Annotated in this window: 10 protein-coding genes and 1 pseudogene; 6 read left to right on the forward strand and 5 right to left on the reverse strand. The window is 41.6% G+C overall.

Annotated features, from left to right (window positions below; genetic code table 11):
• Positions 1-274: 274 nt before the first annotated feature.
• Entirely contained in the window at positions 275-1,561 is a 1,287-nt protein-coding gene (locus AB9N12_RS11905; protein WP_369892269.1) for a serine dehydratase subunit alpha family protein, read from the forward strand.
• A gap of 112 nt (positions 1,562-1,673) precedes the next feature.
• On the opposite strand, the gene AB9N12_RS11910 is transcribed toward AB9N12_RS11905, so the two are convergent.
• Positions 1,674-2,252, reverse strand: coding sequence for a peptidylprolyl isomerase (locus tag AB9N12_RS11910; RefSeq protein ID WP_369892270.1), 579 nt, complete (start codon positions 2,250-2,252; stop codon positions 1,674-1,676).
• 478 nt (positions 2,253-2,730) lie between these two features.
• Here AB9N12_RS11910 and ilvD point away from each other — a divergent pair, with 478 nt between their 5' ends.
• The 5 genes from ilvD to ilvC all read left to right on the forward strand — a co-directional run bounded on the left by ilvD (position 2,731) and on the right by ilvC (position 8,723).
• Positions 2,731-4,530, forward strand: a complete 1,800-nt coding sequence (gene ilvD, locus AB9N12_RS11915; RefSeq protein WP_369892271.1) for a dihydroxy-acid dehydratase — start codon at positions 2,731-2,733, stop codon at positions 4,528-4,530.
• Positions 4,531-4,558: 28 nt separating this feature from the next.
• A complete protein-coding gene (ilvB, locus tag AB9N12_RS11920) occupies positions 4,559-6,253 on the forward strand; it encodes a biosynthetic-type acetolactate synthase large subunit (protein ID WP_369892272.1) in 1,695 nt (564 codons plus the stop codon).
• Positions 6,254-6,309: 56 nt separating this feature from the next.
• Positions 6,310-6,873, forward strand: a complete 564-nt coding sequence (gene ilvN / locus AB9N12_RS11925; RefSeq protein ID WP_369892273.1) for an acetolactate synthase small subunit — start codon at positions 6,310-6,312, stop codon at positions 6,871-6,873.
• Positions 6,873-7,616: an acyl-[acyl-carrier-protein] thioesterase gene (locus tag AB9N12_RS11930; RefSeq protein ID WP_369892274.1), complete on the forward strand. Its 744-nt coding sequence runs from the start codon at positions 6,873-6,875 to the stop codon at positions 7,614-7,616. Before ilvN ends, AB9N12_RS11930 begins: the two co-directional genes overlap by 1 nt.
• Before the next feature lie 63 nt (positions 7,617-7,679).
• Positions 7,680-8,723 (forward strand): ketol-acid reductoisomerase, encoded by a 1,044-nt coding sequence (ilvC, locus tag AB9N12_RS11935; RefSeq protein WP_369892275.1) that lies wholly within the window; start codon positions 7,680-7,682, stop codon positions 8,721-8,723.
• 298 nt (positions 8,724-9,021) lie between these two features.
• Here ilvC and nagB read toward each other — a convergent pair whose 3' ends face one another.
• The 4 genes and pseudogenes from nagB to AB9N12_RS11955 all read right to left on the reverse strand — a co-directional run bounded on the left by nagB (position 9,022) and on the right by AB9N12_RS11955 (position 14,784).
• Positions 9,022-9,834, reverse strand: coding sequence for a glucosamine-6-phosphate deaminase (gene nagB / locus AB9N12_RS11940; protein ID WP_369892276.1), 813 nt, complete (start codon positions 9,832-9,834; stop codon positions 9,022-9,024).
• Between the two features lie 48 nt (positions 9,835-9,882).
• Positions 9,883-11,079 carry an FprA family A-type flavoprotein gene (locus AB9N12_RS11945; protein WP_369892277.1) on the reverse strand — a complete coding sequence of 399 codons (1,197 nt, stop codon included), beginning with the start codon at positions 11,077-11,079 and terminating at the stop codon, positions 9,883-9,885.
• A 60-nt stretch (positions 11,080-11,139) separates the two neighbouring features.
• A pseudogene (locus tag AB9N12_RS11950) lies at positions 11,140-12,121 on the reverse strand (TIGR01212 family radical SAM protein).
• A 1,097-nt stretch (positions 12,122-13,218) separates the two neighbouring features.
• Positions 13,219-14,784: a polysaccharide lyase family 1 protein gene (locus AB9N12_RS11955; RefSeq protein ID WP_369892278.1), complete on the reverse strand. Its 1,566-nt coding sequence runs from the start codon at positions 14,782-14,784 to the stop codon at positions 13,219-13,221.
• Between the last annotated feature and the right edge of the window lie 43 nt (positions 14,785-14,827).

Raw genomic sequence — 14,827 nt, forward strand, 5'->3', positions numbered from 1 at the left:
AGTTTTCGATAAGAAAGTTGTGAACTCAAAATATCTTCGAAATAATAGTTTGTATTCCGTACCGCTGTAGACTAATTGTTGCTCTTGGAGTCAATGTAAATTCAAGACTAAGTTTTGAAGAATCATGTGTTTTGCTTTCATATTTCTATCAATTCTTTCTGTAAAAGTTAGGTATAGGAGGATTTTTATAACAATATGAGATTTAATTTGTCCATTATAGAACGTTGGATAAGAAAGAATTTCCTATTTTTGTGGAACTAAAATTTATAAAACTATGACTGAATCAGAAAGAAAGCAAATTATAGGATTGATTAAGAAAGAAGTCATTCCAGCTATTGGATGTACGGAACCTATCGCAGTAGCACTTTGTGTAGCTAAAGCCGTTGAAACACTGGGAGTGAAACCGGAAAAGATTGACATTTTGTTGAGTGCTAATATACTAAAGAATGCCATGGGAGTGGGAATTCCTGGAACAGGTATGGTAGGGCTTCCCATAGCCGTTGCTTTAGGTGCGTTAATTGGCAAATCAGATTATCAGTTGGAGGTGTTGAGAGACTGTACGCCGGAAGCTGTAGAACAGGGGAAACTGTTCATTGCAGAAAAACGAATTTCTATCTCTCTGAAAGAAGATATTACGGAAAAACTTTATATCGAGGTGAACTGTAAAGCTGGAGATAATACAGCTACAGCCATCATTGCCGGTGGACACACTACCTTTATATATATAGCCAAGGGGGCACAGACGTTGCTCGATAAGCAACATACGGTCAGCGAGGAAGAGGAAGATGCCTCACTCGAATTAAACTTGCGTAAAGTCTATGACTTTGCATTGACAGCTCCGCTGGATGAAATCCGTTTTATCCTTGATACAGCCCGTTTGAATAAAGCTGCTGCCGAACAATCTTTTAAAGGTAACTATGGACATTCTTTAGGTAAAATGCTTCGGGGAAATTACGAACATAAAGTGATGGGTGACAGCGTATTTTCTCATATTCTCTCTTATACATCGGCTGCTTGTGATGCCCGGATGGCAGGTGTAATGATTCCTGTCATGAGTAATTCGGGAAGCGGTAATCAGGGGATATCCGCCACACTCCCTGTCGTAGTCTTTGCTGAAGAAAACGGAAAAAACGAAGAGGAACTTATTCGTGCTTTAATACTAAGCCATCTTACTGTTATATACATCAAACAGAGTTTAGGACGTCTGTCTGCCTTGTGTGGCTGTGTGGTAGCTGCCACCGGATCCAGTTGTGGAATCACTTGGTTGATGGGAGGAAACTATAATCAAGTTGCCTCCGCAGTTCAAAACATGATTGCTAATCTGGCAGGAATGATTTGTGACGGTGCAAAACCGAGTTGTGCTTTGAAAGTAACTACCGGAGTTTCGACTGCTGTATTATCGGCTATGATGGCAATAGAAAACCGTTGCGTGACTTCTGTAGAGGGAATTATCGATGAAGATGTAGATCAAAGTATCCGTAACTTGACGAGAATCGGTTCGCAAGCCATGAACGAAACGGATAAAATGGTACTTGACATTATGACACACAAAGGGTGCTGATTTTAAGTATCAGGTATTAAGTATTAGCCGGAATAACGGCATAAAAAAGTATTAAGTATTAAATTTGCGGCTATATCTGCACGAAATTAATACTTAATACTTTATACTTCAATTAGTGACAATGTCCACCTTCACAACCGCAGTTGTCTCCACAGCCATCACTGCAGCTCTCACATCCGCAACTGCAGCCACCTTCGCCACTCATCATTTTTACTAATTCTTGAATTTCTTCGTTAGTAGCAGGACGGCTTTCGATCACTTCGCCTTCAAAGATAAGGTCAGCACCAGCCAACGGGTGGTTAAGGTCGACTACTACAATATCCGGTTTGATTTCTACTACACTGGCATTTACGCGTTGACCGTCACTTGTCATCAAAGGTACAATGTTGCCTTCTTTAATGCGTTCGCTATCGAATTTTCCATCTATCTCAAAGATATTTTTGGGGAGGTCAATAACGTGTTGCTCGTCATATTGTCCGTAAGCCTTATCTGCCGGAATGGTAAAGTCAAATTTGTCACCTTTAGAAAGAGCAGTTATTTGATTTTCGAAATCTTCGAGTGTTGTTCCTAATCCTGAAATGAATTGAAAGGGATGTTCTGCTTTTGCTTCTTCGAACAACTCTTTTTCGCCATCTTCCATTGTATATAGTTTGTATGCAACGGTAATGTACTTGTTTTCTACTGTTTCCATCTGATATTTTTTGTTTCTGATTAATAATTCCCGAACCCCGGGTCTACAAAGATACGAATTATTTGTTTGACTCCTGTATAGGGAGGGTAAATTTCAGATTATTAAATGCTTTTGTCAGAAAAGGAGGGCAAGTATAGACTTATATAATAGTTGTAAATTGAACTTTTAAGTGATAAAATAGAGAAATAATGACTCTGTTTTCTTACAGTTGTAAACTTTAAATTGATTTTTTTCTTCGATTTGTTTGGATATAATAAAAAAGCCCTTACCTTTGCAGCACGAAAAATCAAGAAAAGAATATATGAATATGTTACATACATCTATTAACCTGGCAGTCTTGCATATTATTTGCATCGTGGTGGTCCCATCGAGAGTGTGAGAAAGGTTTTTGTGTTGTATGTGTTTGTACCATAAAGATAGAATTTAGAGCCTTTCTCACTTGTGTGAGGAAGGCTCTTTAATTAAAAGACAGATTGAAATGAAAAAGCTATTACGCAGTTCTTTTAGTACACAAGGTCGTCGGATGGCTGGAGCCCGTGCATTGTGGGCAGCTAACGGCATGAAGAAGAGTCAGATGGGTAAACCCATTATCGCTATCGTCAATTCGTTCACACAGTTTGTTCCGGGACATGTGCATTTGCATGAAATCGGTCAACTGGTGAAGACAGAGATTGAGAAGCTGGGATGCTTCGCTGCGGAATTTAATACTATAGCTATTGATGATGGTATAGCGATGGGACATGACGGTATGCTTTATTCGCTTCCTTCACGTGATATTATTGCAGACAGTGTGGAGTATATGGTCAATGCGCACAAGGCAGATGCAATGGTATGTATCAGCAATTGCGATAAGATCACTCCTGGAATGTTGATGGTGGCTATGCGTCTGAATATTCCTACCGTATTTGTATCGGGTGGTCCGATGGAAGCCGGAGAGTGGGGTGGTCAGCATTTGGATTTGATTGATGCGATGATTAAATCGGCTGATAAAAGTATTAGCGATCAGGAAGTTGAGAATATCGAGCAAAATGCTTGTCCTACCTGTGGATGTTGTTCTGGGATGTTTACTGCCAACTCGATGAACTGCCTGAATGAAGCAATCGGACTGGCTCTTCCTGGAAACGGAACCATCGTGGCTACACATGAAAACCGTACGCAGCTTTTCAAAGATGCAGCTGAACTGATCGTGAAAAATGCAAAGTTATATTATGAAGAAGGAGACGAAAGCGTACTTCCCCGTAGTATTGCTACCCGCCAGGCTTTCTTGAATGCTATGACGCTGGATATAGCGATGGGAGGATCGACCAATACGGTACTTCACCTGTTGGCTATTGCTCATGAAGCTGAGGTAGATTTTAAGATGGACGACATTGACATGCTTTCCCGCAAGACACCTTGTCTCTGTAAGGTGGCTCCTAATACACAGAAATATCATATTCAGGATGTAAACCGTGCCGGTGGTATCGTTGCTATCATGGATGAACTGGCAAAAGGAGGTCTGATAGATACATTCGTCCGACGGGTAGACGGAATGTCATTAGCGGAAGCTATTAATGAATATTCAATCACCAGCCCGAATGTAAGTGAAAAAGCAATCAAGAAATATTCGAGCGCAGCCGGAAATAGATTCAATCTCGTACTTGGTTCACAGGGTATGTACTATAAGGATCTGGATAAAGACCGTGCAACCGGATGTATCCGCGATTTGGAGCATGCTTATAGCAAAGACGGTGGACTGGCCGTATTGAAAGGTAACATTGCTCAAGATGGTTGTGTAGTAAAAACAGCAGGTGTAGACGAAAGTATCTGGAAGTTTACCGGACCGGCCAAAGTTTTTGATTCGCAGGAAGCCGCCTGTGAAGGCATCCTTGGGGGACGAGTCGTCAGTGGCGATGTTGTCGTCATTACGCACGAAGGTCCGAAGGGTGGTCCTGGTATGCAGGAAATGCTTTATCCTACCTCTTATATTAAATCTCGTCATCTCGGAAAAGAATGTGCTTTGATTACCGACGGACGTTTCAGTGGCGGAACTTCCGGATTGAGTATCGGACATATTTCTCCTGAAGCGGCAGCTGGAGGTAACATCGGAAAAATTGTAGACGGAGACATCATAGAAATCGATATTCCGGCCCGGAAGATTAACGTGCGACTAACGGATGAAGAACTGGCAGCCCGTCCGATGACTCCTGTCACTCGTGACCGTTATGTACCGAAGAGTCTGAAAGCCTATGCCAGCATGGTAAGCTCTGCCGATAAGGGAGCTGTGAGATTAATATGATATATTCATTTATCAACTATCAACTAATATGAAGGATTTAATAACAGGTGCAGAGGCTATGATGCGCTCCTTGGAACATCAGGGAGTGACTACCATTTTTGGTTACCCCGGTGGTTCCATAATGCCGGTGTTCGATGCCTTGTACGATCATCAAAATATATTGAACCATATTTTGGTTCGTCACGAGCAGGGAGCTGCCCATGCAGCACAAGGTTATGCCCGCGTATCAGGAAAAGTAGGCGTTTGCCTGGTGACGAGTGGTCCCGGAGCAACCAATACGGTAACAGGTATTGCAGATGCGATGATTGATAGTACACCTATCGTAGTGATTGCCGGACAGGTAGGAACAGGGTTTCTCGGAACGGATGCTTTTCAGGAAGTTGACTTGGTAGGTATTACGCAACCGATCGCTAAATGGAGCTATCAGATCCGTCGTGCGGAAGATGTAGCTTGGGCGGTAGCACGTGCGTTTTATATTGCCCGTAGTGGGCGTCCCGGTCCGGTGGTATTGGACTTTGCCAAGAATGCGCAAGTAGAAAAAACAAAATATGAACCGACGAAAGTCGATTTTATCCGCAGTTATGTTCCTGTTCCCGATACGGACGAGGAGTCTGTACGGGCAGCTGCCGAACTGATTAATAACGCTGAACGTCCGCTTGTATTGGTTGGACAGGGTGTTGAATTGGGAAATGCACAGAACGAATTGCGTGAATTTATTGAAAAGGCGGATATGCCTGCAGGTTGTACACTGCTCGGACTTTCGGCTTTGCCGACAGAACATCCGTTGAATAAAGGTATGTTGGGTATGCACGGTAATTTGGGACCGAATATCAATACCAATAAATGCGATGTGCTGATTGCTGTCGGTATGCGCTTTGACGATCGTGTGACTGGCAATCTGGCTACTTACGCCAAACAAGCGAAAGTAATTCATTTTGATATCGATCCTGCGGAAGTGAATAAGAATGTAAAGGTAGATGTAGCTGTTTGGGGAGATTGCAAGGAGACATTGCCCTCTGTGACTAAACTCCTGAAAAAGAAAACTCATACCGAATGGATTGATAGTTTCAAAGAATATGAGAAGATAGAGGAAGAAAAAGTAATCCGCCCTGAACTTCACCCTGCAACAAACTCTTTGAGTATGGGAGAAGTGGTGCGTGCGGTAAGCAATGCTACTCATCACGAAGCAGTGTTGGTAACGGATGTAGGTCAAAATCAGATGATGTCTGCACGTTACTTCAAATATACGAAAGAACGCAGTATCATCACTTCCGGAGGACTCGGAACAATGGGCTTCGGTCTTCCCGCAGCCATCGGGGCAACTTTCGGAGCACCTGAACGTACCGTATGCGTATTTATGGGAGATGGCGGGCTGCAAATGAATATTCAGGAACTGGGTACAATTATGGAGCAGAAAGCTCCGGTGAAAATTATCTGCCTGAATAATAATTTCCTCGGGAATGTACGCCAGTGGCAAGCTATGTTCTTCAATCGCCGCTATTCGTTTACTCCGATGTTGAATCCGGATTACATGAAGGTTGCTTCGGCTTATGATATTCCTTCCAAACGGGCTTTCACCCGTGAAGAACTGAAAGAAGCCATTACAGAAATGCTGGCAACGGATGGTCCGTTCCTGCTCGAAGCGTGCGTAGTGGAAGAAGGCAATGTTTTGCCGATGACTCCTCCGGGTGGTTCAGTCAATCAGATGCTGTTGGAATGCTAGGAGAAGTTGAATATTGAGAATGGAAGATTGAAAGTTCACAATTAAAATTTAGGATTATGAATGATAAGACACTCTATACGATAATAGTTCATTCCGAAAATATAGCCGGATTGCTGAATCAGGTAACTGCTGTATTTACTCGTCGGCAAATTAACATCGAGAGTCTGAATGTATCTGCTTCTTCTATTAAAGGTGTACACAAATATACGATTACAGCCTGGACGGATAAGGACACTATTGAGAAGGTCGTGAAACAGATCGAAAAGAAAATCGATGTGATTCAGGCACATTATTTCACCGAGGATGAAATATACTTCCATGAGATTGCATTATATAAGGTATCTACTCCTGCTTTTCAGGAAACTCCGGAAGCATCCAAGTTAATCCGTAGATACAATGCCCGTGTGGTGGAAGTCAATCCGGTATTTTCTATTGTTGAGAAAAATGGTATGAGCGAAGATATAACATCGCTTTATGGTGAGCTGAAGGCTTTGAATTGTGTGTTGCAGTTTGTCCGGTCGGGACGCGTAGCGATTACTACCAGTTGTTTTGAACGGGTGAATGAGTTTCTTGATGGACGGGAATCCAAGTATAACCAAAGTAAAAAACAGCAAGAATAATGAGTGAAGAAAATAAAATAGGGACTTATCAGTTTGTAGTAGAGCCGTTCCATGTTGACTTTAACGGACGTCTTACTATGGGTGTATTGGGAAATCATTTACTGAATTGTGCTGGTTTTCACGCAAGTGACCGTGGCTTCGGCATTGCAACACTGAATGAGGATAATTATACATGGGTACTTTCACGTCTGGCTATTGAGTTGGATGAAATGCCTTATCAGTATGAAAATTTTTCAGTTCGGACATGGGTGGAAAATGTCTACCGCTTGTTTACTGACCGTAACTTTGCCATTGTCGATAAGGATGGGAAGAAAATTGGTTATGCGCGTTCGGTATGGGCGATGATTAATCTCAATACCCGCAAGCCAGCCGATTTGCTGACCCTGCATAGAGGCAGTATCGTAGATTATATCTGTGACGAACCTTGTCCTATTGAAAAACCTTCACGTATCAAAGTGACAAGCGATCAACCGATGGCTACCCTGGCGGCAAAATATAGTGATATTGATATTAATGGTCATGTGAACAGTATCCGTTACATCGAGCATATCCTCGATCTGTTCCCGATAGAGTTGCACAAAACTAAACGTATTCGCCGTTTTGAGATGGCGTACGTGGCCGAAAGTTACTTTGGCGATGAGCTCTCTTTCTTCTGTGATGAAGTAAATGCAAACGAGTTTCACGTAGAAGTAAAGAAAAATGGCAGCGAAGTCGTTTGCCGCTCGAAAATAGTATTTGAATAAATAGGATATAAAATCAATTAATAACAGATGGTGTAAGCCATCAAAACTAAAAACAAAAAGAAAATGGCACAGTTGAATTTTGGCGGAACTATTGAAAATGTAGTGATCCGTGACGAATTTCCTTTGGAAAAAGCTCGTGAAGTATTGAAAAATGAAACAATTGCTGTAATTGGGTATGGTGTACAAGGACCTGGCCAAGCGCTGAATTTGCGTGATAACGGTTTCAATGTAATCGTTGGTCAACGTCAGGGAAAAACATACGATAAAGCAGTGGCAGACGGATGGGTTCCGGGTGAAACTTTGTTCGGCATTGAAGAAGCTTGCGAGAAAGGTACTATTGTAATGTGCCTGTTGTCTGACGCAGCAGTAATGTCTGTATGGCCTACTATCAAACCTTGCTTGACTGCCGGGAAAGCTCTTTATTTCTCACATGGTTTTGCTATCACTTGGAACGACCGTACAGGTGTAGTTCCTCCTACTGATATCGATGTTATCATGGTTGCTCCTAAAGGTTCGGGCACCTCTTTGCGTACAATGTTCCTTGAAGGACGTGGCTTGAACTCTTCTTATGCCATCTATCAGGATGCTACAGGTAAAGCAATGGATAGAACCATCGCGTTGGGTATCGGTATTGGTTCCGGATATTTGTTTGAAACAACTTTCCAACGTGAAGCAATCTCTGATTTGACAGGTGAACGTGGATCATTGATGGGAGCTATTCAAGGTTTGTTGCTGGCCCAGTACGAAGTATTGCGTGAAAACGGTCATACTCCTTCAGAAGCATTTAATGAAACAGTAGAAGAACTGACGCAGTCGTTGATGCCGTTGTTTGCAAAGAACGGTATGGATTGGATGTATGCTAACTGCTCTACTACTGCTCAACGTGGTGCTCTTGATTGGATGGGACCATTCCACGATGCTATCAAGCCGGTAGTTGAAAAGTTGTATGATAGCGTGAAGACAGGTAACGAAGCACAGATTTCTATCGACAGTAATTCACAACCTGATTATCGTGAAAAATTGAATGAAGAGCTCCGTCAACTACGTGAAAGTGAAATGTGGCAGACAGCTGTTACTGTGCGTAAACTTCGTCCGGAAAATAATTAGGAATATTCAGTAAATGTTCCCCCCAAATACCATGGCATATGAAGATGATAGAGTATAATCACTTCATATGCCATTATTATTGTCATTTTTCTGTATATTCTCATAGGGACATTCATTAAATATTATAAAATGAGCCAACTAATTCGCAATAATTTGTGTATGAATTAGTTGGCTCATTTTATAATATTTAATGAATGTCCCTATGACACACCCTCTTTACAAGTATCCTGCATAGCTCTCCTCCCTCCCGAAGGAGGGGAAGCTATGCGGAAGAATATAATTACTTGCGAAACTTGAGTTACTTAATCAATGATTCCGGATCCAAATGAGTAGATTCGATATCTTTGAAGTAACGATAAGTACCGACTCTCAATTCTACAGTAGCAGCATCATCACAAACAATAATACCTTTTTCATGCATTTGTAATGCACTGATTGTCCACATCTGTGTGACAGCACCTTCTACGGCGTGATACAAAGCGCGAGCCTTGTTATGTCCATTTACAATAATCATCACTTCCTTTGCAGAAAGCACAGTTCCCACTCCCACCGTCAAAGAAGTCTTAGGAACTTTATTGATGTCATTATCAAAGAAACGAGAGTTAGCAATGATGGTATCCATTGTTAACGTTTTCTGACGAGTGCGTGAAGCCAATGAAGATCCCGGTTCGTTGAACGCAATATGTCCGTCAGGACCAATACCGCCCATAAACAGGTCAATACCACCGTATGACTTGATCTTTTCTTCGTAACGAGCACATTCTGCATCCAAATCAGGAGCATTACCATTCAGAATATTCGTATTCTCCGGTTTGATATCGATATGACCGAAAAAGTTATTCCACATGAAAGAATAATAGCTTTCCGGATGCTCTTTCGGTAATCCGACATATTCATCCATGTTGAATGTTACCACATTCCGGAAGGAAACGATTCCTTTCTTATTCAGGTCAATCAAAGCTTTATACATGCCCAGAGGAGATGATCCGGTAGGACAGCCCAACACAAATGGTTTTTCAGGGGTTGGATTGGCAGCTTTTATTTTAGCAGCAACATAATGTGCAGCCCACAGAGATACAGACTGATAGTCCGGCTGAATAATAAGTCTCATAAGTCGATTGTTTTATTGGTTAGTTAATAAATTATCTCATTCACTGTTTTAACGATCTTTCTTCAAACGGTCCGCCATGGCACGTGCCAAATTTTCGCACTGGGCATAAGTCAGTTCTTTCATCGCCTGCTTCATCTCCACCGGATCACCGACCAATTCGAATTTACTCTTTTCGGCAAACTCCGCCAGACGCTTCACCGCAGCACCGGCCCACGTAAAAGAACCGAAGTAACCCAAATAGCGTCCCTTTACCTCACGCAGCAGAATCTTTGAAAGCAACGCTTCCACCTCCGGGAATATCTGATTGCTATACGTAGGAGCACCGATAATCAATCCCTTATAACGGAAAATATCCGCTATAATATAAGAAGGATGACTCTTTGCCACGTTATGCATAACGATATTCTTAACCCCCTGTGCAGAAAGTTCTTCAGCAATAGCTTCCGCCATCTGCTCCGTATTTCCATACATGCTTCCGTAGGCAATAACAACACCCTCATCGGCATCATAACGACTCAAACGATCATATATACCCATCACCTTTGCAATATTCTCCGTCCATACCGGTCCGTGAGTAGAACAAATAGCAGATATGGGAAGTCCGCCCAATTTCTGCAAAGCCTTTTGCACGGGGCTTCCGTATTTACCAACGATGTTAGAGTAGTAACGGACCATTTCTCCCCAGTACTTATCTACATTGATCCGCGTATCCAAGAATCCACCATCTACCGTACCAAAACATCCGAATCCATCGCCAGAGAAAAGAACTCCATCCGTTTCATCAAAAGTCATCATCGTTTCCGGCCAATGCACCATCGGAGTCATATAAAAACGTAGTTTGTGATGTCCCAAAGCAAGGAAATCACCGTCCTTTACCAGATATTGTTCACCGGTTACCCCATAAAAGCCTTCAATCATACCGAATGTTTGCTTATTACCCACAATAATAATTTCCGGATAATGTTGTTTAATCAATCGGATAGACCCCGAATGATCCGGTTCCATGTGATTTATAATCAAATAATTAATGGGACGTTCTCCAATCACTTGCTTGATTTTACGCAAGTAGACTTCAAAATAACAGATATCTACCGTATCCACCAATGCCACCATTTCATCATCAATCAGATAAGAGTTATATGAAACTCCATAGGGCAACGGCCACATCGCTTCAAATCTGTGCTTGTTACGATCATTTACTCCCACATAGTGGACATTTCCTTTAATTCTTGTTTTACTTTCCATCTTTCAATTCAAATCCATTAAATATTTCTTCCACTATTCTATACTCCGCAAAACAGCTATTTAGTAAGTGGTAAATTTATAATCTGCAAAAATAATCCTTTTTTTCTTAATCCCCATACTTCTTACCTTGATAAGCACCTCTTTCTTTCATTCTTTTTTGTAAACGAGCTACAAATTCATAATTTTTCAATCCCCAGTCTGGAACTATTAATAATTCTTTAGGGGATTGGGAAACAAAGCGTTCCACAACTATATCGGGACGAAGATGCTCTACATAATCAATCACCAGATCGATGTATTCCTCAACCTCATTAAACAAGTGAAAGCCGGCAGGCGCTATTTCATACTCATGCGCCATTCGCGTACCACGAATCAATTGCAACTGATGGATTTTGAGCGTAGCTAAAGGCAAATCGGAAAGAATTTCCGCTTGCGCAACCATTGCATCATGCGTTTCTCCCGGAAGCCCGAGGATGATATGTCCACCCGTCAAAATGCCGCAGGCCGCTGTCTGACAGACAGCTTCCACCGTATCTGCATAAGTATGCCCCCTATTAATACGCTTTAAGGTTTCATCACAAGTGCTTTCGATTCCATATTCTACCATGAGAAACGTATGTTTGTTCAATTCTTCCAGATAACGCAACAAGTTTTCCGGCATACAATCAGGACGAGTACCAATCACCAGCCCGACTACCCCATCCACCGCCAATGCTTCCTCATACTTACGCTTCAATCCTTCCAACTCCGCATACGTATTGGTATAAGCCTGGAAGTAGGCCAGATATTTCATTTCCGGATATTTATGGGCAAAAAAGCATTTGCCTTCTTTTAATTGATTAGCAATAGATTTCTCTGTCCGGCAATAATCCGGATTAAAAGTCTGATTATTGCAATAGGTACATCCCCCCCATCCTTTTGTACCATCACGATTGGGGCAAGTAAAACCTGCGTTCAATGAAATCTTTTGCACCTTGTAAGGAAAATATTTCCGTAAAAAAGTAGGAAAATCATTATATAATAGCTGTGTAGACATATTCATTTACTTTATTCTTAATTTTACCTACAAACATAAGCAAAATCAACGAGTTACGGAAAGGTGGCACAAAATATCTTCAATATATTAAAAAATTCATAAATACCATAAGATAAATTAATAAATATTGCCATACGAAAAAACTATTTAATTAGCTTTGCTATGATTTTAGGCATTGACAGGAGGGTACTTGTGAAAGTATTGTGCAAATTATTCCCCAATTATGAGTTCATCTCACCATACCCCATGCAACTCTTGTCAATAATTGAGGCTGTGTCATAATGCCTAAATATAAAGATTTGCCTCTGCCACAGATAGCTATAGCAGGGGTAATTTCCTCAAAAAAGGCATTACGACACACCTCTCTTGCTTGTTTAGTAGTCTGAAAACATAAAGACAAGGCGTTGCTGTGAACATTCTCGATAACAGAGATACAAACAACTGTTTCTGGGGGGATCGGCCGGAAACGGAAGAAATTGACCGAACAGCACCGGAAACTGATATGCAATCCCTCCCATTGGAGCTCTCCCATGAAATGTCTGTTATCCGGTTTCAGTCGTTTCAGGTTTATCTGCAAACGCCTTGATAGAAGGAGATAGCGGCTGAAAGCAGAAAATGTCCCCCCTGCAGGAATATGCTGTAAGCAAGGGGTAGTGCTTTCAGCGCTTTCAGGCTTGCCGGTAAACCTGTATATGTAGCGTGGTAAGCATATATACTCACCATCTGATTGAAATTCATCAGCACGTAAACCGAACAGAACAGCGCCTCTATCTTAGTGAAATAGAGGCGCTATTTTGTTGAAACAGAGCCTCTATCTTAATGAAACAGAGGCTCCATTTCGCTAAAACAGAGCCTTTATGACAAGACACCGTATTAACAAGAGGCTGAAACCATACACCTTTGCTTTCAGGTACGCTTTCAGGCTAAAACCCCGATGGGAAGGGACTTTCCTGAAAAGCTGAAAGCTGAAAGCGATTTTCTGTTTTACTATTTCCGTACCTTTTTTCTCTTACGATGAGTGCTTCCGTACCTATCGAGAATTGGAAAATCTTCAAGAAAAGTTCGCACCTTTATATCGTTGAAGAAACAATATGGCTTATTACCTATTTATTCTGTGCATCGACTATATCATGCACCAAACTATTCATATACATCTCCAGATTCGTATACTGACCATATTTATCTATCGTTTTCCCATTACCATCAGAAGCATCGTTCGGATTTAACCCGAATTTTCTCTCCCACATATCAGGCATACCATCACGGTCAGAATCGGCCAAGGCACTTCCATGTAAAAGAACAGGCCATGGAGAAACACCTCTCGAAGCATTTGACGCTGACAAATCATCCTGACTATCTATCAATCCCGGCTTCGGATATCCCTCACTTTCCCAAATACCTCCTTCTCCGTTATGAGCATTCAAACCTTTATAGCCAGCAGTTCTGGTACGTGTTTCCTCTATAATACGCTTATCCACATCATCTCGATGCAATGAACATCCCGCATAATCCAATACTCGTTTATAAGCATTGAGAGCCGTATGTGTCGTAACCGATGCAAACTCGTGAGGTTTATTCAGGCGAATTGAGTCTTTAGTCTTTTCTGTAATTACTTTTTTATATTTACTCAAGAATTGATTGTAAACTCCATATACCCAATTATCAGCAGTAGCCTTCCGGCAGTTTTTATCATCTGCCCCTCCATCTACCACATTACCATCAATATAATACTTTCCCCACAAATAACCTCCATTCCCATCTTCTGTTGCATCTATTGCAAAAATCCGCCCACGCTTAGATCCCGTCACTGTAGCAGGACCCGGTTTATAATAATTGTTCACCAGATTAATATTCATCCTTTCCCCGCCATACGAGCTATTCATTCCCCAATTATAAATAACATTATTACGAAAATCGACATAATCACCATCACATTCTCCATGCTTACGTGCCTTGGCTCCTATACCAAAACGAGGATTACGACTATCATGATGGGCAAGCAGATTATGATGAAATGAAGAGTGTTCACCTCCCCAGATTCCTCCATAGCCGTGAGGTCCTTTGGTATGTCCTCCCAATCTAAGGCTCTCTGAAATAATACACCATTGCATAGTAAAATGATCATTCTCATAAAACGAAGCACATTCATCAGTACACCAACTTATAGAACAATGATCTATAATCACATTCTTTGCTCCTTTTCCTCCTAAAGTATCCGCACCGTCAGGATGTATGCACTCTTTATTCCCCATACGGAAACGGAGAAAACGAAGAATCACGTTACTTGCATAATTTGTTACCGGATAACCCGCTATACAAATTCCTCCTCCTGGAGCAGTTTGCCCTGCAATGGTCAAATCCCCTTTCCGTATTTTCAAGTCTTTAAGTAGAAAGATCGTACCGGATACTTCAAAAATGATAGTACGGGGACCATTCAATTTTTCTATGCCATATCGTAAAGTACCCGGTAATCCATCATCAGCCAATGAAGTAACCCTATATACCTCACCACCACGTCCGCCCGTAGTCATGCTCCCATATCCCTCTGCACCAGGAAAAGCGGCCAATTCTCCAAAATCAAGCGTATTTCCAATACCTGAGGAAGCAAAAACAACTTCGCTCCCCACTATCATTAAAAACACAATCAAACAACGACAGATTAAATTCATATTCTTTTTATTTATCAAAATAATGTCCAAACATAGTAGATTC

The organism is Bacteroides sp. AN502(2024) (assembly GCF_041227145.1).
GTDB lineage: Bacteria > Bacteroidota > Bacteroidia > Bacteroidales > Bacteroidaceae > Bacteroides.